The sequence below is a fragment of the Pseudomonas sp. RW409 genome (genome assembly GCF_003184125.1).
Lineage (GTDB): Bacteria > Pseudomonadota > Gammaproteobacteria > Pseudomonadales > Pseudomonadaceae > Aquipseudomonas > Aquipseudomonas chlororaphis_I.
Map to the genome: position 1 here is coordinate 84,028 of NZ_QHHP01000040.1, position 22,375 is coordinate 106,402.

Sequence of the window (22,375 nt, forward strand, 5' to 3'; positions counted from 1 at the left end):
CGTTCTACCTCAGCTTCAGGGTGGCAAGGCCGATCAACACGAGAATCACGGTGATGATCCAGAAACGGACGATCACGCGCGGCTCGGGCCAGCCCTTGAGTTCAAAGTGGTGGTGAATTGGCGCCATGCGGAATACACGACGACCGGTCAACTTGAAGGAGGCCACCTGAATGACCACCGACAGGGTTTCCATCACGAACACACCGCCCATGATGAACAGGACGATTTCCTGACGAACGATCACCGCGATGGTGCCCAGGGCCGCACCCAGTGCCAGCGCGCCGACGTCGCCCATGAAGACTTGTGCCGGGTAGGTGTTGAACCACAGGAAGCCCAGTCCGGCGCCGATCAGCGCGCCGCAGAACACGATCAGCTCACCCGCGCCTGGAACGTAAGGAATCAGCAGGTACTCAGCGAATTTCACGTTACCCGACAGGTAGCAGAAGATGCCCAGGGCACCGCCCACCATCACGGTCGGCATGATCGCCAGGCCGTCGAGGCCATCGGTCAGGTTGACCGCGTTGCTGGAGCCAACGATCACGAAATAGGTCAGGACCACGAAGCCGATACCCAGCGGAATGCTGACGTCCTTGAGCATGGGGATCAGCAAGGTGGTTTCGACCGGGGTTTGCGCGGTGACATACAGGAAGATCGCCGCGCCCAGGCCAAATACCGACTGCCAGAAGTACTTCCAGCGGCTAGGCAAACCACGGGAGTTCTTCTCGATCACCTTGCGATAGTCATCGACCCAGCCGATGGCGCCGAACAACAGGGTGACCAGCAACACCACCCACACATAACGGTTGCTCAGGTCGGCCCACAGCAGGGTGCTGATACCGATTGCCGAGAGGATCAGCGCGCCGCCCATGGTCGGGGTGCCCGACTTGGAGAGGTGCGATTGCGGACCGTCGTTACGCACGGCCTGGCCGATCTGACGGGTCTGCAAAGTGCGGATCATCCACGGCCCCAGCCACAAGGACAGCACCAGCGCAGTCAGTACCCCGAGAATCCCGCGCAGGGTCAGGTACTGAAAGACCGCGAAGCCTTTGTAGAACTGTTGCAGGTACTCCGCTAGCAGCAGCAGCATCAATGTTTCTCCGTGCTGGAACCACACAAAGCCGCGACGATGTTTTCCATCACCGCGCTGCGCGATCCCTTGATCAAAATAGTGGTGTTTGTATCTTGCTCGGCGCCCAGGGCTGCGATCAGCTCGGCCTGGCTGGCGAAGTGTCGGGCGTGCTCACCAAAGGCGGCGACCGCGTGGACCATCATCGGGCCCACGGCGTAGAGCGCCGACACCTTGCCGGCGGCATAAGCACCCACTTCGCGGTGCCCCTGCTCCGCCCAATCGCCCAACTCGCCGATATCTCCGAGCACCAGGACGGTGCGGCCGGAAAAGCCGGCGAGTATATCAACGGCCGCGCACATTGACGTGGGGTTCGCGTTGTAGGTGTCGTCGATGACCCGCATGCCGTTTTTCGCCAGCTGGGCGACGGTGCGGCCCTTGACCGGCTGCACCGCGTTGAGCCCGGTGGCGATGCCGAACAGCGACACGCCCAGGGCATGAGCGGCAGCCGCAGCGGCCAGGGCATTGGCCACGTTATGGGTACCCAGCAGGTTCAACTGGATCCGCTCGGAGCCGTTGCCAGCATGCAGGGTGAAGTTCGGGCAGCCACGGGCATCACGCTGGATATCCGAGGCGTAAAAGTCGGCGGCATTGTTGGTCAGGGCAAAACTCAGCACCTGACGGCCGGCGGCGCGGGCTTTCCAGATCGGGAAGGCCTTGTCGTCGAGGTTGAGCACGGCGATACCGGAAGCATCCAGCCCTTCGAGGATCTCGCCTTTGGCCTCGACGATTTTTTCCGGCCCGCCAAACTCGCCAACATGAGCGGTACCGGCATTATTGATGATGGCGACATGCGGCTTGGTCATCGCCACGGTGTAGGCAATTTCGCCGATGCGCGAAGCCCCCAGCTCGATCACCGCCGCAGTGTGCTCCGGGGCCAGCTCCAGCAGGGTCAAGGGTGCGCCCAGGTCGTTGTTCAGATTGCCGCGTGTGGCAAGCACCGGCCCGCGCGTACGCAGGATGCTGGCCAGCATTTCCTTGACCGTGGTCTTGCCGCTGGAGCCGGTAATTGCCGCGACAGGCTTGGTGAAAGCCGCGCGATTCAAGGCTCCCAGCTGTCCAAGCGCCTGCCGGGTATCGCTGACCAGCAACTGCGGCAGCGTGCTGTCTGGCACTTCGCGTTCGACCAGGGCACCGACGGCGCCTTTAGAAGCGACCTCATTCAGGTAGTCATGGCCGTCGAAACGCGGGCCGGCCAGGGCAACAAAGAGTTGGCCCGGCTTGATCGCCCGGCTGTCGATGCTCACGCCATCGAAGCTGCAATCGCCAGCCAGCAGGCGACCCGCCAACGGTCCGCTCAGTTCACTGAGTTTCAGGGCCTTAAGCATGGGCCACCTCCCACGCAGTCAGCGCCCGGTCGGCTTCCACCAGGTCGGAGAAGTCGAGACGCACGCCGTTGATTTCCTGATAGTCCTCATGACCTTTACCGGCCAGGACAATGACGTCATCCGCCGAAGCGCCGGCGATCAGCTGGGCGATGGCCAGGCCGCGACCGGAGACGAACTCGACCTTGTCCACCGCACTGAAGCCGGTACGAATGTCGTCGAAAATCTGCGCTGGATCTTCCGTACGCGGGTTGTCGTCGGTAACCAGCACGCCGTCGGCCAGGCGCTCGACCACTTCCGCCATCAGCGGACGCTTGCCGCGATCGCGATCGCCGCCGCAGCCGAACAGGCACAGCAAACGGCCCTTGGCGTGGGGACGCAGGGCCAGCAATACTTTTTCCAGGGCATCCGGGGTGTGAGCGTAATCGACCACCACCAGCGGTTGCGAACCGCCGCCCAGGCGCTGCATGCGACCGGCCGGACCTTCCAGTTTCGGCAGCACGTGAAGGATTTCGTCGAGGGCGTAATCCAGGCCAAGCAAGGCACCGACAGCGGCCAGCACGTTGCTCAGGTTGAAACGGCCGAGCAAGGTGCTGCGCAGATGATGCTCACCCTGCGGAGTCACCAGGGTCGCACGCACGCCTTCGTCGTCGAATTGCGCTTCGCGGCAGTACAGATAGGCCCGCGGATCCTCGAGGCTGTAGGTGATCAGCCGCGAATCCTGCTCGTCACTGGCCAACAGCCGACCGAACTCATCGTCGAGGTTGATGACTCGGCAACCCAGGTCGGTCCAACCGAACAGCTTGGCCTTGGTGGAGCCGTAGGCTTCCATGGTGCCGTGATAATCCAGGTGGTCGCGAGACAGGTTGGTCAGCACCGCCACATCGAAGGCCAGCGCACTGACCCGCCCCTGGTCGAGACCATGGGACGACACTTCCATCGCCACGGCCTTGGCACCGGCCTTTTTCAGGTCGGCCAGGGTGGCCTGTACGGCAATCGGGTTCGGCGTGGTGTGCATCCCGCTTTGCAGCGCGCCATAAAAACCGCTGCCCAGGGTGCCGACGATGCCGCAGTGCTGGCCCAGCAGGTCGAGCGCTTGCGCGACCAACTGGGTCACGCTGGTCTTGCCGTTGGTACCGGTCACGCCAATCAGGTTGAGATGACGACTCGGATCGCCATAAAAACGTCCGGCGATATCCGACAGCTGCGCCGCCAGGCCTTTGACCGGAATCAGCGGTACGTCGGTAATCGGCAGGACGGTCGCGCCTTCGACTTCATAAGCCACGGCAGCCGCACCGCGCTGCAAGGCATCGGCGATGTGCGCACGGCCATCGAACTTGCCGCCAGGAACCGCAAGGAACAGATCGCCGGCGCGCACATTGCGGCTGTCCAGGGTCAGTTCGCGAATCAGCAGATCGCGACCAGCGTGGGCGAAAATCTTGTTCAGGCTAAGAGACATCAGCCGCGCCCTCCTTTAGCTGGTGCCGCATTGGCTTGTTGGGTAGGTGGCAGGTTGTCCGGCGAGATATTCATCAGACGCAGGGTGCCGGACATCACTTTGCTGAACACCGGTGCCGATACCAAGCCACCGAAGTAGCCGGCCTTGCTCGGCTCGTCGATCACCACGACTATGGCGTAACGCGGATCGCTCATCGGGCCGAAACCAGCGAACAGCGAACGGTAGGAGTTCTCGGCATAACCCTTGGTGCCGACCGAAGTCTTGCGCGCGGTACCACTCTTGCCGGCCACGTGATACGCCGGCACCTGGGCACGGAACACGCCGCGCGGAGCCTCGATCACCTGCTGCAACATGCCTTGCATGGTCTTGGCGACCTTTTCCGGAATCACTTGGGTGGTTTCCGGGGTCTTGTCGGTTTTGATCAGAGTCAGTGGAGCGATACGACCGTTATTGGCCAGCGCCGAGAAGGCGTGAACCAACTGGATCGCCGTCACCGAGATACCGTAGCCGTACGACAGCGTGGCCGTCTCGGCCTTGCGCCATTCACGGTAATTCGGCAGGTTGCCGACACGCTCGCCCGGGAAACCGAGGCCGGTATCCTGGCCGAGGCCGATTTTCTGGGCCAGACGGAAGATGGCTTCGCCGCCGATATCGAAGGCGATCTTGCTCATGCCGACGTTACTGGAATTGATCAGAATTCCGGTCAGGTCAAGCACCGCGCCTTCGCTCTTGGATACGTCGCGAATGGTGTATTTGCCGATCTGCAGCGTGCCCGGATAAACCTCGACGGTGTCGCTCGGTTTCCAGCGGCCGGTTTCCAGCGCCGCGCTCATGGAGATGGCTTTCATGGTCGAACCCGGTTCGAACACGTCGATCATGGCGCGGTTGCGCATCATCGCCGGTTGCAGGTTGCGACGGTTGTTCGGGTTGTAGGTCGGCTGGTTGACCATGGCCAGGATCTCGCCGGTCTTCACGTCCATGATGACCAGGCTGCCGGCCTTGGCGCCGTTCTCGACGATGGCATTGCGCAATTCGCGGTTGGCCAGGTATTGCAGGCGCAGGTCAATCGACAACGCCAAGGGCTTGCCGGCCTTGGCGTTTTTGGTGACCTGGACATCTTTGATCAGTCTGCCGCGCCGATCCTTGATGACCTGACGCTTGCCCGGCACCCCGGCCAGCCACTCGTCATAGGCCAGTTCGACCCCCTCGCGACCTCGGTCGTCGATGTCGGTAAAGCCGACCATGTGCGCGGTCACTTCGCCGGCCGGGTAGAAACGCCGGAACTCTTCGATGCCATAGACCCCCGGCACCTTGAGATCGAGAACCTGCTGGCCCTGCTCGGGCGTCAGGCCACGCACCAGGTAGATGAACTCTTTATTGGCCTGGGCTTCAAGACGCTCGGCCAGTGCTTTGGGGTCTTGCCCCAAGGCAGCAGCCAATGCTGGCCACTTGTCCTTGGCCAGTTGCATTTCCTTGGCGTTGGCCCACAGGGTGGTCACCGGCGTACTGACGGCCAGCGGCTCGCCGTTACGGTCGGTGATCAGGCCACGGTGAGCCGGGATCGGAATATGCCGAACGCTGCGCGCATCGCCCTGCCCCTTGAGGAAGTCGCGATCGACGACCTGCAGATCGATGATGCGCCAGGCGATCGCCGCCACCATGATGCCGAGCAAACCCAGCACCAGGCGGAACCGCCAGGGAAAGAGTGCGCCTTCAAGCTTCATCATGGCGCCACCATCTGGACTTCTGCCGCGCCGGGAATACGCATTTTCAGTTGTTCGGTGGCCAGCACTTCGATCCGGCTATGGGCGGTCCAAGTGCTTTGTTCAAGAATCAGCCGGCCCCACTCCGCCTGCGCCTTGTCGCGCACACTCAACTCGCCATACAGCGTGTTGAGCAGCTGACGATTCCAATGCGCGCTATAGGACACCGCAATCGCGGACACCAGAACGCCGATGAACAGCAGAAGCATGAAAAAGCTTCCGCCTGGAAGTGGCTTGGCGAAAAGCTTGCTCACCGCAGCTTCTCCGCAACGCGCATGACAGCACTACGAGCACGCGGGTTGGCTTTGAGCTCGGCATCGGAGGCCGTCTGCGCTTTGCCATGGATTTTGATTTTCGGCTCGAAAGCCACGTGGCGTACCGGCAGATTGCGAGGCAAGTTGTCCGCCTCGCCCTTCACCAGCTTGCGCATGAACAATTTGACGATGCGATCTTCCAGGGAATGGAAGCTGATCACCACCAGGCGACCGCCCACTTCGAGAGATTCCAGCGCTGCTTCGAGGCCGGTCTCGAGATCGCCCAGCTCGTTGTTGACGTGAATGCGCAACCCCTGGAATGCGCGGGTAGCCGGGTTCTTGCCCTTTTCCCACGCCGGGTTGGCGACCTTCAAGACCTCCGCCAGGTCGGCGGTGCGCTCGAACGGCTTGATGTCGCGGCGCTCAGCCACGGCGCGGGCCATGCGACCGGAGAAACGCTCTTCGCCGTATTCCTTGAACACACGGGCGATTTCTTCCACCGGAGCGGTGTTGACGAACTCCGCCGCGCTGATGCCGCGGGACGGGTCCATGCGCATATCCAGGGGACCGTCATTGAGAAAACTGAAGCCGCGTTCAGGATCGTCGAGCTGCGGCGAAGATACGCCCAGGTCGAGCAACACACCGCTGACCTTGCCATCCAGGCCACGCTCGGCCACTTCCGAACCCAGCTCGGCAAAGCTGCGCTGCACAACGACAAAGCGGCCGTCTTCGGCCGCTAGCGCTTGCCCGGTGGCAATCGCTTGAGGATCTTTGTCGAATCCGAGCAGCCGGCCATCCGGCCCGAGCTTGCTGAGGATCAAACGACTATGACCGCCGCGACCGAAGGTGCCATCCAGATAGCAGCCATCAGGACGTACGGCGAGAGCCTCGACGGCTTCGTCAAGCAGTACGGTGATGTGGTTAAAGCCGCTATCAATAGTCACAGGATCAAATCACGCAGTTCATCAGGCATGGCGCCCGGTTGTTGAATAGCTGCCAGGTCCGCTGCAGAAACAGCATTCCAGGCATCCTCGTCCCACAGTTGGAACTTGTTCAGTTGGCCTACCAACATTGCGCGCTTATCCAACTTGGCATATTCGCGCAGACGTGGCGGAACCAGAAAACGACCACTGCCATCGAGTTCGAGGTCGACGGCATTACCAATCAACAAACGCTGCAAGCGACGGTTTTCTTCACGTAGCGAAGGCAGCGCGCGCAGCTTGGTTTCAATAATTTCCCACTCATCGAGGGGGTAGACACACAAACACGGATCAACGGCATCAATAGTGACGATAAGTTGCCCGGAACTACGCGAAACGAGCTCGTCACGGTACCGGCTCGGCATGGCGAGACGGCCCTTTGCGTCGAGACTGATAGCGTTAGCTCCGCGAAACACGTCAGCGTTTCTCCAAATTTTAGCGTTTTACGTCCAAAAAACCCACTTCATGCCACTTTCCGCCACTTGCGCACACTATAGGAATGCGCCCACCACACCGTCAAGGCACGGAGCGACGGAAAAGCCTTATAGAACGGAGATTTAGGAGACTAAAAGGAGGGGTAACGGGAATTTGGCGAAGGATTTGGCGCAATAACTTCAATCAGCTCAAGGAGCTGTATCGCGAAGTTAAAGTAATTTGTTAAGAGTAAGATCTTTTCGGTATTACAAAAGCGCTTCTGCTATTGATTCAAGCAGGGAGGGAAAAGGTGGAGAGTCGATCTGTAAGCCGGGTTCTGTCGAGGACAGTCATTCCTCTACGATGGCCATCACTGGACATCTTTAGCAACCTACCCGGTTCCAGCGCGGGCCACGCCTTGGAACCCTATTTGGTCTTGCTCCGAGTGGGGTTTACCTAGCCACGAACTGTTGCCAGACGTGCGGTGCGCTCTTACCGCACCTTTTCACCCTTACCGGCACCGAAGTGCTTAGGCGGTTATTTTCTGTGGCACTTTCCGTAGGCTCGCGCCTCCCAGGCATTACCTGGCACTCCGCCCTATGGAGCCCGGACTTTCCTCCCCCCTCTAATTTTCATAGAGGGCAGCGACTGTCCAATCGACTCTCCGCCGCGCAGGTTAACGGCAGAGCGGCGGAAGAACAAGTGATAAAAGCCTTTTGCCATTCCGCCGATCGCGTTTACTCGCCTTTCTGTTTATCCAGCGCCGCCTGATAGAGAACATTCTTGCGCACGCCGGTAATTTCCGCCGCCAATGCCGCAGCCCGCTTGAGCGGCATCTCCTTGAGCAGCAGATCAAGAACTCGCATTGCCTCACCGCTTACGGCCTCGTCGCTCTCTGGCGCCGACCACCCCGCCACCAGCACCACGCATTCGCCGCGCTGCTGATTGCTGTCCGCCTCGACGAAAGCGCGCAACTCCGAAAGCGGCAAGCCCTTGAGGGTTTCAAAGGTCTTGGTCAGTTCCCGCGCCAGCAATGCCGGACGCTCGCCACCAAACACCAGCTCCATATCCTGCAGGCACTCGAGAATGCGGTGTGGCGCCTCATAGAAAATCAGCGTGCGCGGCTCTTCCTTTAATAGCTCAAGACGCCCGCGCCGCCCTACCGCCTTGGCCGGCAGAAACCCTTCGAAGATAAAACGATCGGAAGGCAGCCCCGCCGCCGACAAGGCCGCAATCAGAGCGCAAGCCCCAGGAACAGGAACGACATTAATTCCCGCCGCCCGCGCCTGACGCACCAAGTGGTAACCCGGATCGGAGATCAACGGCGTGCCCGCGTCAGAAATCAGCGCAACGCTGTCTCCCGCCAACAGACGGGTCAGAAAGCGGCTGCCTTCATCCCGCTCGTTATGTTCATGGCAGGCGGCCAGCGGCGTGGAAATCCCGAAGTGCTGCATCAAGCGCTGCGAGTGACGCGTGTCCTCGGCGGCGATCAACGCCACCTCACGCAAGATCTTCAAGGCCCGGGCACTGATGTCGTCCAGGTTGCCGATGGGCGTCGCCACCACATAAAGCGAGCCAGCAGCGGAATTCAAAGGACCTGGAGCAGTCAAAGCGCACACCTCTTGATCGGTAAAACCGACATTGTAGCGCGTAGATGCCTTCGGAATGCGTGCCGCAGGCACCTCGCACCTGCGACAACACCGGCCATTCTAAAGCGCTGCAACATTTGCACGACCTAAAATAGACGGTTTATTGCCAGTAAGATCGCGCCCCGGCCAGTGCTTGGGTACAATTCCACGCTAATTTGATCGAGTATCAGGAACACTTACATGATCGCTTGCCTGCGGCTGTTCTCTGCCTTATGCCTTGCTGCCCTCCTGGCAGCTTGCGCCAGCTCGCCCTCCTCCAGCCTTGGCGAACTTCCACGGACCCCGGATGCCAGCATCGAGCAACTGCTCGAACAGGCCGCCAACAGCAAAACACCCGACAAGGCAGCCCTGCTGCGCTTGAGCGCTGCCGACCTGGCCTATCGCCAGGGCAACGCCGGCCAGGCCGCGCAAATCCTGCAACAAGTGCCAATGGAGCAACTCAAGCCCGGCCAGCAGGTTTTCGCCAGCACCCTGGCGGCCGAACTGGCCATGACTCGCAACCAGCCAAAGGCGGCCCTGACTGCCCTGAGCCACCCGAGCCTGCAACGCCTGAGCGAACTGCCGGAAGAGCAGCAGATCCGCACCGGCACCATCCATGCTCGCGCACTCGAGGCCGACGGCCAGGCTCTCGCCGCAGCACGGGAGCGCATCTTCATTGCACCATTGCTCAAGGACGACGCCGCGAGCAAGAACCATGAAGCCATCTGGGCATTGATTGCCAGCTTGCCGACCGATCAACTGCAAGCCGTCAGCAACGACGACCTCGGCGGCTGGATGAGCCTGGCATTGGCAGTGAAGACTGCCGGTACCCTGGAACAACAGCAGGCCGCCATCGACAACTGGCGCGCACAGAACCCCAAGCATCCGGCCGCCATTCAACTGCCGCTGCCACTGACCAAACTCAAGGAGCTGGCCAGCCAGCCGCTGTCCAAGATCGCCCTGCTGTTGCCGCAGGACGGCCCGCTGGCTGCGGTCTCCAAGGCCCTGCGCGACGGTTTCATGGCCGCACACTATCAGGCCCAGCAAGCCGGACAGAAACCACCCAGCATCGAGTTCTACGACAGCTCGCGCCTGACTTCGCTGGATGACTTCTACCGCAAGGCCCAGGCTGATGGCGTGCAACTGGTCGTCGGCCCGCTGGAAAAACCGCTGGTCAAACAGCTCGCCGCACGCCCGCAACTGCCTATCACCACCCTGGCGCTGAACTACAGCGAAGGCGAGCAAGGCCCGGCGCAACTGTTCCAGTTCGGCCTGGCTGCCGAAGACGAAGCTCGCGAAGTCTCCCGTCGCGCTCGCGCCGACGGCCTGCACCGCGCCGCTGTCCTGGTGCCACGCGGCGAATGGGGCGATCGTGTGCTCAAGGCTTTCCGTCAGGACTGGGAAAGCAACGGCGGTAGCGTGGTCGGTATCGAACGCGTCGATCAGCCGGTGGCCCTGGCCCAGCAGATTGCCGACCTGTTCCAACTGCGCCAGAGCGAAGCTCGCGCCAAGAGCCTGCAGAACGCCGCCGGCACCCAGGTGGCCGCACAACCTTCGCGCCGCCAGGACATCGAGTTCATTTTCCTCGCGTCCACACCGCAACAGGCACAACAGATCAAGCCGACCCTGAACTTTCAGTACGCTGGCGATGTACCTGTCTATGCCACCTCCCACGTTTTCAGCGCCAACGGCGACCAGAACCAGTACAACGACATGAATGGCGTACGCTTCTGCGAAACGCCTTGGCTGCTGGACGCCAATGACCCGCTGCGTCGTCAGGTCGCCGCGCAGTGGCCACAAGCCGGTGGCAGCCTGGGCCGACTGTATGCGATGGGTGCCGACGCCTACCGACTGGCGCCACGCCTGGGGCAACTCAAGGCGCTGCCGGACAGCCGCATCGAAGGCCTGTCGGGCAGCCTGACCATGAGCCCGAGCCAGCGCGTTCAACGCCAGTTGCCATGGGCCGAGTTCGTCAGCGGCCAGATCACTCGCCTGCCCGACACCCAGCGTTAATGCCACAACGATCACGCCAGCAAAGCGGTCAGGATGCCGAAGCCCAAGCGCTCCGGCATCTTGAACAACAGGGGCTGCGCCTGCTGGCGCAGAACTGGTTGTGCAAACGCGGCGAGCTTGATCTGGTCATGCTTGACGGCGATACAGTAGTATTCGTCGAAGTCCGCTACAGACAACACACGCAATGGGGTGGCGCACTGGGCAGTATCGACGCACGCAAGCGTCAGAAACTGATACTCGCCGCACAGTTTTTCCTGCAGCGCGAGTCGCGCTGGTCCAACCACCCTTGCCGTTTCGATGTGGTCGCCATAGACAGCGCCCCAGGCACGACAACTCATTTGAACTGGCTACGGAATGCCTTTGAAAGCTGATCGACGCTCTCGGGCCGAGCCGGACATTTTCACTCAACATTTTTGCTCTTTGCTTTGCGGGCAGCACATTCATGTGCCAGAAAGCCGCGCTACTTAAGGTCACACAGATGGACATGCAATCCCGAATTCGCCAGCTTTTTCAGGCCAGTATCGACACCAAGCAACAGGCGATGGACGTACTTGCACCGCACATCGAGCAAGCCAGCCAGGTCATGGTCAACGCCCTGCTCAACGAAGGGAAAATGCTTTCCTGCGGCAACGGCGGCTCGGCCGGCGATGCCCAGCACTTTTCTTCCGAGCTGCTCAACCGTTTCGAGCGCGAGCGCCCGAGCCTGCCAGCCATTGCGCTGACCACCGACAGCTCGACGATCACCTCGATCGCCAACGACTACAGCTACAACGAAGTCTTTTCCAAGCAGATTCGCGCCCTGGGCCAGCCCGGCGACGTCCTGCTGGCGATTTCCACCAGCGGCAACTCAGCGAACATTATTCAAGCGATCCAGGCCGCACATGATCGCGAAATGATTGTCGTAGCATTGACCGGTCGCGATGGCGGCGGCATGGCATCCCTGCTATTGCCGGAAGATGTCGAGATTCGCGTACCGGCCAACGTCACTGCACGCATCCAGGAAGTCCACCTGCTGGCGATCCACTGCCTCTGCGACTTGATCGACAGCCAACTGTTCGGGAGTGAAGAATGACCCCTAATCGCCTTGGCCTACTGGCCCTGACCCTAGCCTTGAGCATCAGCGGTTGCAGCTCGGTGATTACCGCCACCCGCGAAAGCCCGATCGAAGATGACCGCGGCACCCGCACCTTCGGCAGCAAGATCGATGACTCATTGATCCAGACCAAAGTCGAAGTGAACGTCGCCAAAGCCAGCCCGGACCTGGACCACAATTCACACATCGTGGTGACCAGCTTCAACGGCATCGTCCTGCTGGCCGGCCAGACCCCGCGGGCCGACCTCAAGACTCTCGCCGAGCAGGCCGCCAGCGCCGTGCAGCGGGTGAAGAAGGTCCACAACGAACTGCAGGTTCTGCCGCCCTCTTCCCTGCTGGCCCGGCAGAACGATGCCTGGCTGACCACCAAGATCAAGACCCAGATGTTGACCGACGCCAGCATTCCAGGCTCGCGCATCAAGGTCGTGACGGAAAACGGCATCGTCTATCTGATGGGCCTGCTGACCCAACAGGAAGCCACCCAGGCGACCAATCTGGTACAGGGCGTTTCCGGCGTGCAGAAAATCGTCAAGCTGTTCGAATACATCGACTGATGCAGGTGAAAGGTACGGGCACAAAAAAGGCGATCCGGATGGATCGCCTTTTTTATTACTTCACGACCTTCAGACTGGGTCGGCCGCTTGGACGCGGCGGCTCGTTATCCGGTGGCGGGATATCATCATCCGGCTCGATTTCATCGTCCTCGTCATCCACGGGCGACTCCAGATCGAACACCATACCCTGACCATTCTCCCGGGCGTAAATGCCCAGGATCGCCGGCACAGGGACGTACAAGCTATGCGGGACACCACCGAAGCGCCCCTCGAAAGTCACCACCTCGTTATCCATGTGCAGATGGCGCACGGCACTCGGCGAAATATTCAGGACGATCTGTCCGTCACTGGCGAAACCCTGAGGCACCTGCACCGCCGGGTATTCGGAATTGACCAGCATATGCGGGGTGCAATCGTTGTCCACAATCCACTCGTAGAGCGCGCGGACCAGATAAGGTCGACTGGAGTTCATAGCGGCTCCTTAAGCCTTAGCGCATGTCGCGTTCGACGCCAGACAGACTTGCCTGGAACGTCTCACGGGCGAACTGGCGCTCCATATAATCAAGCAACGGCTTGGCTTGCCGTGGCAATTCAATACCCAGAATCGGTAATCTCCAGAGTATTGGTAATAGGCAGCAATCCACCAGACTTTGTTCCTCGCTGAGGAAAAACGGCTTCTCCGCGAACAGCGGCGAAACCCCGGTCAGGCTCTCACGCAGCTCTTTACGCGCCTGAGCCCGAGCCGTTTCCTTGGTCCGGGAATCCAGGATCAGGTCCACCAGCCCACACCAGTCACGCTGGATCCGATGGATCAGCAGACGGCTATTGGCACGCGCCACAGGGTAAACCGGCAGTAGTGGCGGGTGCGGGTAACGCTCATCCAGATATTCCATCACCACGGTCGACTCCCACAACGCCAGGTCACGATCGACCAGGGTGGGCAGACTGCCGTAAGGGTTCACTTCGATCAGCTTCGGCGGCTGACGCCCCGCCTCCACACTGATGATCTCGGCGCTGACACCCTTCTCTGCGAGCACGATACGTACCCGGTGGGAATAGTGGTCGGCGGGGTCGGAGTAACAGGCCAACCGATTGGTCACGCCCATGGCGGTCCTCCTCGCTTGTTGAAATTATCGGAAGCAGAAAAACGAGCGCGCCCAGAGGGCGCCTCCCGTAACGCCTGGATGATCCAGACTCGTTACACCTTCAGAGACGCCCTTGGGCGCGCACGATTAACAGCAATGAATTACAGCTTTATCAATGAACGTCTTTCCAGTATTCGCGCTTGAGCAGATAGGCGAACACGAAGAAGAAGGCCAGATACAGTAACACATAGGTGCCGATACGTTGATGCTCCAGCTTGACCGGGTTGGCCGAGTAGGCCAGGAAGGTCACCAGGTTCTTGACCTTCTCGTTGAACTGCTCTTCGTTGAGCGCGCCGGTTTTTGGCAGCACGGTCAGCTGGTCGCAGGCTTCATGGGTCAAAGCGGTGCCGGTCAGCGGATCGTATTGCTTCTTGCCGTCTTCGACGATCTGAACCTGCTTGCAACCCACAACCTGGCGGCCTTGCAGGCCGACCAGAACGTTAGGCATGCCCACGTTCGGGAAGACCTTGTTGTTCACGCCCCATGGGCGCGCAGGGTCTTCGTAGAAGGAACGCAGGTAGCCATAGAGCCAGTCGGTACCACGCACACGAGCCACCAGGGTCAGGTCGGGCGGAGCCGCACCGAACCAGGTCTTGGCATCAGCCGGCTGCATGCCGATGTTCATGTGATCGCCGATTTTTGCACCGGTGAACACCAGCTTGCTCATCATCAGATCGTGAGGAATCCCCAGATCGTCGGCAACGCGCTCATAGCGCTGGAACTTGGCGCTGTGGCAGCCCATGCAGTAGTTGGCGAATGTCCGCGCGCCATCCTGCATGGCGGCCTTGTCGGAGACGTCGATGTCGACTTTTTCCAGCTCGGGACCACCTTGTGCGGCCGCGAAGGACAGTACAGGCATAGCAGCAAGAATCAGTACAGCAAATAGCTTTTTCATCAGCCAGTCACCCTTTCCGGAACCGGTTTGGTCTTCTCGAGCCTGGTGTAGAACGGCATCAGAATGAAGTAGGCGAAGTACAGAAAGGTACATACCTGCGACAGCAGCGTACGACCTGGAGTCGGTGCCAGGACGCCCAGGATCCCCAGGATCACGAACGAGATGCAGAACACCACCAGCCAGATCTTGCTCAGCCAACCCTTGTAGCGCATGGATTTGACCGGGCTGCGGTCAAGCCATGGCAGCACGAATAGCACAGCGATCGCCGCACCCATCGCAATCACACCCAAGAGCTTGTCCGGAACCGCACGCAGAATCGCGTAGAACGGGGTGAAGTACCAAACCGGGGCGATATGCTCAGGCGTCTTGAACGGGTTGGCCTGTTCGAAGTTCGGCTTCTCGAGGAAATAACCACCCATTTCCGGGAAGAAGAACACGATCGAACAGAAGATGAACAGGAACACCACCACACCGACGATGTCTTTCACGGTGTAGTACGGATGGAACGCGATGCCATCCAGCGGTATGCCGTTTTCGTCTTTGTGCTTCTTGATGTCCACGCCATCCGGGTTGTTCGAACCCACTTCGTGCAGCGCCAGGATGTGCAGCACCACCAGACCAAGAATCACAATCGGCAGGGCCACAACGTGCAAGGCGAAGAAGCGGTTCAGGGTGATGCCGGAAATCAGGTAGTCACCACGAATCCACTGGGTCAGGTCGTTACCGATGACCGGGATCGCACCAAACAGCGAGATGATCACTTGGGCGCCCCAGTAGGACATTTGCCCCCAAGGCAGCAGGTAGCCCATGAAGGCCTCGGCCATCAGCGCCAGGTAGATCAGCATGCCGAACAGCCACACCAACTCACGCGGCTTCTGGTAGGAACCGTAGAGCAGGCCACGGAACATGTGCAGATAGACCACGATGAAGAACGCCGAAGCGCCGGTAGAGTGCAGCAGACGCAGGATCGAGCCGTACTCGACGTCGCGCATGATGTATTCGACGGAAGCGAAAGCTTCTTCTGCCGACGGGGTGTAGCTCATGGTCAGCCAGACACCGGTGACGATCTGGTTAACCAGAACCAGCAGAGCCAGGGAACCAAAGAAATAGAAGAAGTTGAAGTTCTTCGGGGCGTAATACTTGCTGAGATGGTCTTCCCACATTTTGGTCGCGGGGAAGCGCGCATCAACCCAATCCATGAACTTGCTCATCACGCTTTCTCCGTATCGACGCCGATGACAATAAGGTCGTCCGACTCATAGGAATGCGGGGGTACTGGCAGGTTCAAAGGCGCGGGTTGCGACTTGTAGACGCGGCCAGCCAGATCGTAGTGGGAACCGTGGCAAGGGCAGAAATAGCCACCTACCCAATCCTTGCCCAGATCTGCAGGCGCCACTTCAGGGCGGAATGTCGGCGAGCAACCCAAGTGGGTGCAGATACCGATCAGCAGCAGAATCTCTGGCTTGATCGAACGCACTTCCGGGTCGACGTAGGTTGGTTGAACAGAGTTCTTGGAGTCGGGGTCGGAAAGTTGACCCTCGATCTTTTTGAGATTCCCCAGGATTTCCTGTGTACGGCGGACGATGAATACCGGCTGACCACGCCACTCAGCAATCATCTGCTGACCTGGGTCGATCTTGCTGATATTCACTTTCACCGGTGCCCCTGCGGCTTTCGCCTTGGCACTGGGAAACCATGACCCCACGAACGGGACCGCAGCCCCCACCGCTCCTGCAGCACCCACCACGGATGTGGCTGCTACAAGGAAGCGACGCCGGCCTGCATTCACGCCGTCATTGCTCATTCAGTCCTCTCCCATCAGCTTTGTGGCCTGTTAAATCAGGCATCTACTAAGTAAAAATCTGAACTTATAAAAATTTTGCCGAATGGTAATGAAAAGCCCCTACTCTGACAAGGTAATTACCAACTTGGCCCTGCCCCAAGCCCTGTAGTATAGGGGCTCTGCAGATGTGGCAAGTTGTCACACTGTAAAATAGTCACCCATAAAAAAACGCCCAGCTCCGCGAGGAGACTGGGCGTTCTTTTGAACGCGAAAGCGAATTAACGCTTCGAGTACTGCGGACGCTTACGCGCTTTACGCAGACCAACTTTCTTACGTTCAACTTCACGTGCGTCACGGGTTACGAAACCGGCCTTACGCAGAGCGCTGCGCAGAGTTTCGTCGTAATCCATCAGAGCGCGAGTGATGCCGTGGCGGATTGCGCCAGCTTGGCCACTCACACCACCGCCGATAACGGTGACGTAGATGTCGAACTTCTCGACGGTCTCGGTCAGTTCCAGCGGCTGACGAACTACCATGCGGGCAGTTTCGCGGCCGAAGAAGTTATCCAGGGAGCGGTTGTTGATGGAGATGTTACCAGTGCCCGGACGCAGGAAAACGCGTGCGGTTGCAGTCTTGCGACGGCCAGTGCCGTAATTTTGAGTCGCCGACATAATGAACTATTCCGTTAAATCTTCAGTTCTTGGGGCTGCTGAGCAGTATGAGGGTGTGCAGCGCCCGCATAGACTTTCAGCTTACGGTACATGTCGCGACCCAGCGGGTTCTTAGGCAGCATGCCTTTTACCGCGGTCTCGATCACGCGCTCAGGGGCCTTGGCGATCAGCTTTTCAAAGTTGATCGACTTGATGCCGCCCGGGAAACCGGAGTGGGAGTAGTACATTTTGTCAGTGGTTTTAGCGCCAGTAACACGTACTTGCTCAGCGTTGATCACGACGATGTAGTCACCGGTGTCGACGTGAGGGGTGTACTCAGGCTTGTGCTTGCCACGCAGACGGCTCGCGATTTCGGTGGCCAGACGACCCAGGGTCTGACCAGCAGCGTCGACGACAAACCAGTCGCGCTTAACTGTTTCCGGTTTAGCAGTAAAAGTTTTCATTCTTTATAGCCTCAGGGGCCGCCCTGTAAATTAGACGGCGGATCTTACTGAATAGTGCGTACTTTGACAAGTCAAAGGCAGCCGGATACAGACGCTATCGGGGGCTCGGGTCAGCGCGTCCGTTATACGGCAAGATTCTTCGGCAGGCGGCGCATCACTTCCACTGCAGAAAGAGCTGCGGAATTATGCAGATTGCGAAAAAAAATTCAACCTGCTTTTATGATTGTTTTGCCGAAGGAGCACCCGATGGACTATCGCCAGCTAGGCCGGACCGACCTGAACGTGAGCGCAATCTGCCTGGGAACCATGACCTGGGGCGAGCAAAATAGCGAGTCCGAGGCCTTCGCCCAGATCGAACGGGCCAAGGCTGCGGGAATCAATTTCATCGACACCGCCGAGATGTACCCGGTGCCGCCAAAGGCCGAAACCTATGCCACCACCGAGCGCTACATCGGTAACTGGTTCAAGGCTCGCGGCGATCGCGCCGACTGGATCCTCGCCAGCAAGATCGCCGGCCCCGGCAATACCATCGACTACATCCGCGACAAGCAGCTCAAACACAACCGCAAGCACATAGTCCAAGCCGTGGACGCCAGCCTCGAGCGCCTGCAGACCGACTGGATCGACCTCTACCAGCTACATTGGCCGGAGCGCAGCACCAACTTCTTCGGCCAGCTGGGCTACAAGCACAAGGAAGAAGACTTCACCCCGCTGGAGGAAACCCTCGAAGCCCTGGACGAACAGGTCAAGGCCGGCAAGATCCGCCACATCGGCCTGTCCAACGAAACGCCCTGGGGCACCATGAAGTTCCTGGCCCTGGCCGAGAGCCGCGGCTGGCCACGGGCGGTATCGATCCAGAACCCGTACAACCTGCTCAACCGCAGCTTTGAAGTGGGCCTGGCGGAAATCGCCATTCGCGAACAATGTGGATTGCTGGCCTATTCGCCCCTGGCGTTCGGCTTCCTCTCCGGCAAATACGAAGGCGGCGCGCGCCCGGCCAAAGGCCGCCTGAGCCTGTACAGCCGCTTCAGCCGCTACTTCAACCCGCAATCGGAAGCGGCCTGCAGCCGTTATGTCGCCCTGGCCCGCGAACACGGCCTGGACCCGGCGCAAATGGCTCTGGCATTCGTCACCCAGCAACCGTTCGTCACCAGCAACATCATCGGCGCGACCACCCTTGAGCAACTGGACAGCAACATCGCCAGTCTTGAGTTGAAGCTGTCGAATGAGGTGCTGGCCGGCATCGAGGCGATCCACAAGGACCACCCGAACCCGGCGCCGTAACCTGCCCTCCCGCCTAGAAGCGATCTGGCCCGCCAAGCTCGCCTCTACGCAGGAGACAACGCGCTACAGGGAACGCGCGATGATCTCCTTCATGATCTCGTTGGTCCCGGCATAGATCCGCTGCACTCGCGCATCCGCCCAGGCCCGGGCCACCGGGTATTCCCACATGAAGCCGTAACCGCCGTGCAGCTGCACGCACTCGTCGAGCACCTTGCATTGCAGGTCCGTGCCCCAGTACTTGGCCATGGCGGCGGTCGGTACGTCGAGCTTGCCTTGCAGGTGCAATTCCAGGCAGCGGTCGACGAATACTCGACCGATCTGGATCTCGGTGGCCATCTCCGCCAGCTTGAAGCGGGTGTTCTGGAAGTCGGCGATCGATTTGCCGAAGGCCTTGCGCTCGCGGGTGTATTCCAGGGTCCACTGCAATGCCGCCTCAGCTGATGCCAGGCCACCCACCGCCACCGTCAGGCGCTCCTGCGGCAGCTCCTGCATCAGATAGGCAAAGCCCATCCCGGCTTGCCCCAGCAGGTTTTCCTTGGGTACGCGAACATCCTGGAAGAACAGCTCCGACGTGTCCTGGGCCTTCATGCCGACCTTTTCCAGGCGCTTGCCCTTGGAGAAACCGGGCGTATCCGCCTCCACCAGGAACAGGCTGGTGCCCTTGGCGCCGGCCTTGGGATCGGTCTTGGCCACGACAATCACCAGATCGGCCAGATAGCCGTTGGTAATAAAAGTCTTCGAGCCGTTGATCACATAGTCGTCACCGTCCAGCACCGCGGTGGTCTTGACCCCTTGCAGGTCGGAACCAGCGCCCGGCTCGGTCATGGCAATGGCCGTGACCATCTCGCCAGATACCAGTTTCGGCAGGTACTTGTGTTTCAGCGCCTCGCTGCCGTAATGCAGGATGTAGGGCGCGACGATGTCGGAATGCAGGGAGAAGCCGATGCCGGTCAGGCCGAGACGCCCCACTTCCTCGATCACCACCGCGCTATAGAGGAAGTCAGCCCCCAGCCCGCCGTACTCCTCGGGGAGATGGGAGCAGAGCATGCCCGCCTCACCGGCCTTGTTCCACAAGGCGCGGTCGATGTAGCCCTGTTTTTCCCATTGCCCATGGAACGGCACGGCCTCCTTTTCCAGGAAGGTACGCACGCTGTCACGAAAGAGTTCGTGCTCGGAGCTGAACAAGGTTCTGGGGATCATGGGGCCACCTGTCGTTATTGTTAGCCGGGATTGGCCCACAGAGCCTAAGCCCACGCGTACGACACAGGACACTGGACACATCCGACAAAAAATAAGACGATCCAGCCGTCTGGTGACCACTTTCCCCTATAAGAACAATTGAATTATGTCTAACCAAACCTCCACGCCCTTGCGGCGCGTCAGCATCCTGGCGATCGACCGCGTTTTCGCCTCCACCCTCATGCAAGCCAAGGACTTCTTCCATCTGGCCAGCCTGCGCTACGGCAAGCAGCTGGGCCAGGGCCTGACCCCGGCATTCGAAACCCGCCTGGTCAGCCCGGACGGAAAACCGGTGTGCAGTTTCAGCAACGTGATGCTCCCGGTGGACGGCGCCCTGGAAGATACCGATGTGATCATCCTCCCGGCGTTCTGGGACGATTTCGAAACTCTCTGCCAACGTTATCCACAGATCCTGCCCTGGCTGCGCCAGCAACATGCCCGCGGCGCGGTGCTCTGCGGAGAGGCCACCGGGGTGTTCTGGCTGGCCGAGGCCGGGCTGCTCGACGGCAAGGAAGCCACCACTTACTGGCGCTTCTTCAATGCCTTCAGCGAGCGCTTCCCCAAGGTCCAGCTCAATCAGGACAAGCACCTGACCGACGCCGACAACCTGTATTGCGCCGGCGGCACCACCTCGGCCTGCGACCTGTACATCTACCTGATCGAGCGCTTCTGCGGCGCCAACGTCGCCCAGGCCGTGGCCCGCGACATTCTCTATGAAGTGCAGCGCAGCTATTCCCCGGGGCGTATTGGCTTCGGCGGCCAGAAGCTGCACCAGGACGTGATCATCCTACAGATCCAGCACTGGCTCGAAGAGCACTTCGCCGACAAGTTCCGCTTCGAGGACGTGGCCCGGGAACATGGCATGAGCATTCGCAATTTCATGCGGCGCTTCCAGACCGCCACCGGCGACAAGCCCCTGCATTACCTGCAACGCCTGCGTATCGAAACCGCCAAGGGCCTGCTCTCGGGAACGCGCAAGAGCATCAAGACCATCAGCTACGAGGTTGGCTATGACGATGCGAGCTTCTTCGCCCGCCTGTTCCGCCAGCACACCGAGCTGTCGCCGAACCAGTACCGGCAGCAGTTTCACCAACAAGCCGCATAAATGAAAAAGGGCCTGCAATGCAGGCCCTTCTTTTATCCGGACAACCGTTAAGGCTTGTGCGCCCGCGAGAGGAACTCGTGGGACTGCATTTCCAGCAGACGGCTGAGGGTGCGCTGGAACTCGAAGGTCAGGCGACCGCCGGTGTACAGGTCCTTGAGCTCGACTTCAGCGGAAATGATCAGCTTGACGTTACGGTCATAGAACTCGTCGACCATGTTGATGAAGCGACGGGCGATGTCGTCGGTGGCGACGCTCATCTGCTCGACACCACTGACCAGCACAGCGTGGAAGATCTTGCCCAGCTCGATGTAGTCGTTCTGGCTGCGCGGACCGTCGCACAGTTCGCGGAAGTCGAACCAGGCCACATCATCACAGGTACGCAGGGCGCGGATTTCGCGGTTCTCGACGATCAGCACATCGTTTTCCACCGCCTGGGTGCATTCCGGCGTCAGCGCGCGGAAGCTCTTGCGCAGGCTTTCGTGGGCCGCTTCGTCCAGCGGGAAGTGGAACAGTTCGGCCTGCTCCAGATGACGCAGACGGTAGTCGACACCGCTGTCGACGTTGACGATTTCGGTGTGCTGCTTGATCAGGGCAATGGCCGGCAGGAAGCGCGCCCGTTGCAGGCCGTCCTTGTACAGACCGTCCGGCACGATGTTCGAGGTGGCCACCAGGGTCACGCCGTTCTTGAACAACTCTTCCATCAGCGTGCCGAGGATCATGGCGTCGGTAATGTCGGAGACGAAAAACTCGTCGAAGCAGATCACCCGGGCCTCATCGGCGAAACGCTTGGCGATGATGGTCAGCGGGTTCTTCTCGCCGCCCAGGCTCTTCATCTCTTCGTGCACACGCTTCATGAAGCGGTGGAAGTGAGTACGGACCTTCTGCTTGAACGGCAGGGCTTCAAAGAAGGTATCGACCAGATACGTCTTGCCACGCCCTACCCCGCCCCAGAAGTACAGGCCCTTGACCGGCACCTGGTCTTTCTTGCCAAACAGCTTGCCCAGCAGGCCCGGCTTGTTGTTCGACGCGGCGATCAGATCGTCGTACAGGCGCTGCAAATGACGCACGGCGGTTTCCTGCGCAGCGTCGTGGAAGAACTCCGGGCGTTTCAGATCAGCTTGGTATCGTTCTAGGGGCGTCATAATTCGTTAGCAAGGCAACAAAAACGGGCCGTCACTGTAGCGACGGCCCTTGAGAATGG

The 22,375-nt window shown here is 60.0% G+C and carries 23 protein-coding genes and 1 other RNA gene; 6 read left to right on the plus strand and 18 right to left on the minus strand.

Annotated features, from left to right (window positions below):
- Nucleotides 1-4 precede the first annotated feature (4 nt).
- From mraY to rsmI, 9 genes are all read right to left on the minus strand, one after another.
- Complete coding sequence (gene mraY / locus DK261_RS18800) at nucleotides 5-1,087, minus strand: phospho-N-acetylmuramoyl-pentapeptide-transferase (RefSeq protein ID WP_007928475.1); 1,083 nt, start codon at nucleotides 1,085-1,087, stop codon at nucleotides 5-7.
- Complete coding sequence (murF, locus tag DK261_RS18805) at nucleotides 1,087-2,454, minus strand: UDP-N-acetylmuramoyl-tripeptide--D-alanyl-D-alanine ligase (RefSeq protein WP_110176136.1); 1,368 nt, start codon at nucleotides 2,452-2,454, stop codon at nucleotides 1,087-1,089. The genes mraY and murF overlap by 1 nt, the downstream gene beginning before the upstream one ends.
- The gene (locus tag DK261_RS18810; protein ID WP_028683356.1) at nucleotides 2,447-3,910 is read right to left on the minus strand and encodes a UDP-N-acetylmuramoyl-L-alanyl-D-glutamate--2,6-diaminopimelate ligase; all 1,464 of its coding nucleotides are present in this window, start codon (nucleotides 3,908-3,910) and stop codon (nucleotides 2,447-2,449) included. The genes murF and DK261_RS18810 overlap by 8 nt, the downstream gene beginning before the upstream one ends.
- Entirely contained in the window at nucleotides 3,910-5,634 is a 1,725-nt protein-coding gene (locus DK261_RS18815) for a penicillin-binding protein 2 (RefSeq protein WP_016703540.1), read from the minus strand. The genes DK261_RS18810 and DK261_RS18815 overlap by 1 nt, the downstream gene beginning before the upstream one ends.
- Nucleotides 5,634-5,927 carry a cell division protein FtsL gene (gene ftsL / locus DK261_RS18820; RefSeq protein WP_009050721.1) on the minus strand — a complete coding sequence of 98 codons (294 nt, stop codon included), beginning with the start codon at nucleotides 5,925-5,927 and terminating at the stop codon, nucleotides 5,634-5,636. The genes DK261_RS18815 and ftsL overlap by 1 nt, the downstream gene beginning before the upstream one ends.
- Nucleotides 5,924-6,871, minus strand: coding sequence for a 16S rRNA (cytosine(1402)-N(4))-methyltransferase RsmH (rsmH, locus tag DK261_RS18825; protein WP_038634999.1), 948 nt, complete (start codon nucleotides 6,869-6,871; stop codon nucleotides 5,924-5,926). Before rsmH ends, ftsL begins: the two co-directional genes overlap by 4 nt.
- On the minus strand, nucleotides 6,868-7,323 hold the full coding sequence (mraZ, locus tag DK261_RS18830) for a division/cell wall cluster transcriptional repressor MraZ (RefSeq protein ID WP_003205355.1): 456 nt from the start codon (nucleotides 7,321-7,323) through the stop codon (nucleotides 6,868-6,870). The genes rsmH and mraZ overlap by 4 nt, the downstream gene beginning before the upstream one ends.
- 308 nt (nucleotides 7,324-7,631) lie before the next feature.
- Nucleotides 7,632-7,985: RNase P RNA component class A (gene rnpB / locus DK261_RS18835), an RNA gene on the minus strand.
- A 73-nt stretch (nucleotides 7,986-8,058) separates the two neighbouring features.
- Nucleotides 8,059-8,913, minus strand: a complete 855-nt coding sequence (gene rsmI / locus DK261_RS18840; RefSeq protein WP_162096448.1) for a 16S rRNA (cytidine(1402)-2'-O)-methyltransferase — start codon at nucleotides 8,911-8,913, stop codon at nucleotides 8,059-8,061.
- A gap of 237 nt (nucleotides 8,914-9,150) precedes the next feature.
- On the opposite strand from rsmI, the gene DK261_RS18845 reads away from it, so the two are divergent.
- The 4 genes from DK261_RS18845 to DK261_RS18860 all read left to right on the plus strand — a co-directional run bounded on the left by DK261_RS18845 (nucleotide 9,151) and on the right by DK261_RS18860 (nucleotide 12,609).
- A complete protein-coding gene (locus tag DK261_RS18845) occupies nucleotides 9,151-10,962 on the plus strand; it encodes a penicillin-binding protein activator (RefSeq protein WP_009050724.1) in 1,812 nt (603 codons plus the stop codon).
- Nucleotides 10,962-11,333, plus strand: coding sequence for a YraN family protein (locus tag DK261_RS18850; protein WP_007928464.1), 372 nt, complete (start codon nucleotides 10,962-10,964; stop codon nucleotides 11,331-11,333). Before DK261_RS18845 ends, DK261_RS18850 begins: the two co-directional genes overlap by 1 nt.
- A gap of 107 nt (nucleotides 11,334-11,440) precedes the next feature.
- On the plus strand, nucleotides 11,441-12,034 hold the full coding sequence (locus tag DK261_RS18855) for a phosphoheptose isomerase (protein ID WP_007928463.1): 594 nt from the start codon (nucleotides 11,441-11,443) through the stop codon (nucleotides 12,032-12,034).
- The gene (locus DK261_RS18860) at nucleotides 12,031-12,609 is read left to right on the plus strand and encodes a BON domain-containing protein (RefSeq protein ID WP_009050725.1); all 579 of its coding nucleotides are present in this window, start codon (nucleotides 12,031-12,033) and stop codon (nucleotides 12,607-12,609) included. Before DK261_RS18855 ends, DK261_RS18860 begins: the two co-directional genes overlap by 4 nt.
- 55 nt (nucleotides 12,610-12,664) lie before the next feature.
- On the opposite strand, the gene DK261_RS18865 is transcribed toward DK261_RS18860, so the two are convergent.
- From DK261_RS18865 to rplM, 7 genes are all read right to left on the minus strand, one after another.
- On the minus strand, nucleotides 12,665-13,081 hold the full coding sequence (locus DK261_RS18865) for a ClpXP protease specificity-enhancing factor (RefSeq protein ID WP_007928461.1): 417 nt from the start codon (nucleotides 13,079-13,081) through the stop codon (nucleotides 12,665-12,667).
- Between the two features lie 16 nt (nucleotides 13,082-13,097).
- Entirely contained in the window at nucleotides 13,098-13,715 is a 618-nt protein-coding gene (locus tag DK261_RS18870; RefSeq protein WP_016703544.1) for a glutathione S-transferase N-terminal domain-containing protein, read from the minus strand.
- A 151-nt stretch (nucleotides 13,716-13,866) separates the two neighbouring features.
- Nucleotides 13,867-14,649 (minus strand): cytochrome c1, encoded by a 783-nt coding sequence (locus DK261_RS18875; RefSeq protein ID WP_009050727.1) that lies wholly within the window; start codon nucleotides 14,647-14,649, stop codon nucleotides 13,867-13,869.
- Nucleotides 14,649-15,860 (minus strand): cytochrome bc complex cytochrome b subunit, encoded by a 1,212-nt coding sequence (locus DK261_RS18880; RefSeq protein ID WP_038635006.1) that lies wholly within the window; start codon nucleotides 15,858-15,860, stop codon nucleotides 14,649-14,651. The genes DK261_RS18875 and DK261_RS18880 overlap by 1 nt, the downstream gene beginning before the upstream one ends.
- Entirely contained in the window at nucleotides 15,860-16,453 is a 594-nt protein-coding gene (gene petA / locus DK261_RS18885; protein WP_007928454.1) for a ubiquinol-cytochrome c reductase iron-sulfur subunit, read from the minus strand. The genes DK261_RS18880 and petA overlap by 1 nt, the downstream gene beginning before the upstream one ends.
- 257 nt (nucleotides 16,454-16,710) lie before the next feature.
- On the minus strand, nucleotides 16,711-17,103 hold the full coding sequence (gene rpsI / locus DK261_RS18890; RefSeq protein WP_003228056.1) for a 30S ribosomal protein S9: 393 nt from the start codon (nucleotides 17,101-17,103) through the stop codon (nucleotides 16,711-16,713).
- Between the two features lie 14 nt (nucleotides 17,104-17,117).
- Nucleotides 17,118-17,546 (minus strand): 50S ribosomal protein L13, encoded by a 429-nt coding sequence (rplM, locus tag DK261_RS18895; protein WP_007928449.1) that lies wholly within the window; start codon nucleotides 17,544-17,546, stop codon nucleotides 17,118-17,120.
- A gap of 246 nt (nucleotides 17,547-17,792) precedes the next feature.
- On the opposite strand from rplM, the gene DK261_RS18900 reads away from it, so the two are divergent.
- The gene (locus DK261_RS18900; protein ID WP_009050728.1) at nucleotides 17,793-18,830 is read left to right on the plus strand and encodes an NADP(H)-dependent aldo-keto reductase; all 1,038 of its coding nucleotides are present in this window, start codon (nucleotides 17,793-17,795) and stop codon (nucleotides 18,828-18,830) included.
- Between the two features lie 63 nt (nucleotides 18,831-18,893).
- On the opposite strand, the gene DK261_RS18905 is transcribed toward DK261_RS18900, so the two are convergent.
- Nucleotides 18,894-20,030 carry an acyl-CoA dehydrogenase family protein gene (locus DK261_RS18905; protein WP_016703546.1) on the minus strand — a complete coding sequence of 379 codons (1,137 nt, stop codon included), beginning with the start codon at nucleotides 20,028-20,030 and terminating at the stop codon, nucleotides 18,894-18,896.
- Between the two features lie 244 nt (nucleotides 20,031-20,274).
- On the opposite strand from DK261_RS18905, the gene DK261_RS18910 reads away from it, so the two are divergent.
- Nucleotides 20,275-21,174, plus strand: coding sequence for a GlxA family transcriptional regulator (locus DK261_RS18910; protein WP_172666974.1), 900 nt, complete (start codon nucleotides 20,275-20,277; stop codon nucleotides 21,172-21,174).
- Between the two features lie 47 nt (nucleotides 21,175-21,221).
- Here DK261_RS18910 and zapE read toward each other — a convergent pair whose 3' ends face one another.
- Nucleotides 21,222-22,316 carry a cell division protein ZapE gene (gene zapE / locus DK261_RS18915; protein WP_110176137.1) on the minus strand — a complete coding sequence of 365 codons (1,095 nt, stop codon included), beginning with the start codon at nucleotides 22,314-22,316 and terminating at the stop codon, nucleotides 21,222-21,224.
- Nucleotides 22,317-22,375: the final 59 nt, after the last annotated feature.

Coding starts and splice junctions, on each gene's coding strand:
- mraY (WP_007928475.1), bottom strand. CDS start 1,087: ATGCTGCTGCTGCTAGCGGAGTACCTGCAACAGTTCTACAAAGGCTTC.
- murF (WP_110176136.1), bottom strand. CDS start 2,454: ATGCTTAAGGCCCTGAAACTCAGTGAACTGAGCGGACCGTTGGCGGGT.
- DK261_RS18810 (WP_028683356.1), bottom strand. CDS start 3,910: ATGTCTCTTAGCCTGAACAAGATTTTCGCCCACGCTGGTCGCGATCTG.
- DK261_RS18815 (WP_016703540.1), bottom strand. CDS start 5,634: ATGAAGCTTGAAGGCGCACTCTTTCCCTGGCGGTTCCGCCTGGTGCTG.
- DK261_RS18845 (WP_009050724.1), top strand. CDS start 9,151: ATGATCGCTTGCCTGCGGCTGTTCTCTGCCTTATGCCTTGCTGCCCTC.
- DK261_RS18850 (WP_007928464.1), top strand. CDS start 10,962: ATGCCACAACGATCACGCCAGCAAAGCGGTCAGGATGCCGAAGCCCAA.
- DK261_RS18855 (WP_007928463.1), top strand. CDS start 11,441: ATGGACATGCAATCCCGAATTCGCCAGCTTTTTCAGGCCAGTATCGAC.
- DK261_RS18860 (WP_009050725.1), top strand. CDS start 12,031: ATGACCCCTAATCGCCTTGGCCTACTGGCCCTGACCCTAGCCTTGAGC.
- DK261_RS18865 (WP_007928461.1), bottom strand. CDS start 13,081: ATGAACTCCAGTCGACCTTATCTGGTCCGCGCGCTCTACGAGTGGATT.
- DK261_RS18870 (WP_016703544.1), bottom strand. CDS start 13,715: ATGGGCGTGACCAATCGGTTGGCCTGTTACTCCGACCCCGCCGACCAC.
- DK261_RS18875 (WP_009050727.1), bottom strand. CDS start 14,649: ATGAAAAAGCTATTTGCTGTACTGATTCTTGCTGCTATGCCTGTACTG.
- DK261_RS18880 (WP_038635006.1), bottom strand. CDS start 15,860: ATGAGCAAGTTCATGGATTGGGTTGATGCGCGCTTCCCCGCGACCAAA.
- petA (WP_007928454.1), bottom strand. CDS start 16,453: ATGAGCAATGACGGCGTGAATGCAGGCCGGCGTCGCTTCCTTGTAGCA.
- rpsI (WP_003228056.1), bottom strand. CDS start 17,103: ATGTCGGCGACTCAAAATTACGGCACTGGCCGTCGCAAGACTGCAACC.
- rplM (WP_007928449.1), bottom strand. CDS start 17,546: ATGAAAACTTTTACTGCTAAACCGGAAACAGTTAAGCGCGACTGGTTT.
- DK261_RS18900 (WP_009050728.1), top strand. CDS start 17,793: ATGGACTATCGCCAGCTAGGCCGGACCGACCTGAACGTGAGCGCAATC.
- DK261_RS18905 (WP_016703546.1), bottom strand. CDS start 20,030: ATGATCCCCAGAACCTTGTTCAGCTCCGAGCACGAACTCTTTCGTGAC.
- zapE (WP_110176137.1), bottom strand. CDS start 22,316: ATGACGCCCCTAGAACGATACCAAGCTGATCTGAAACGCCCGGAGTTC.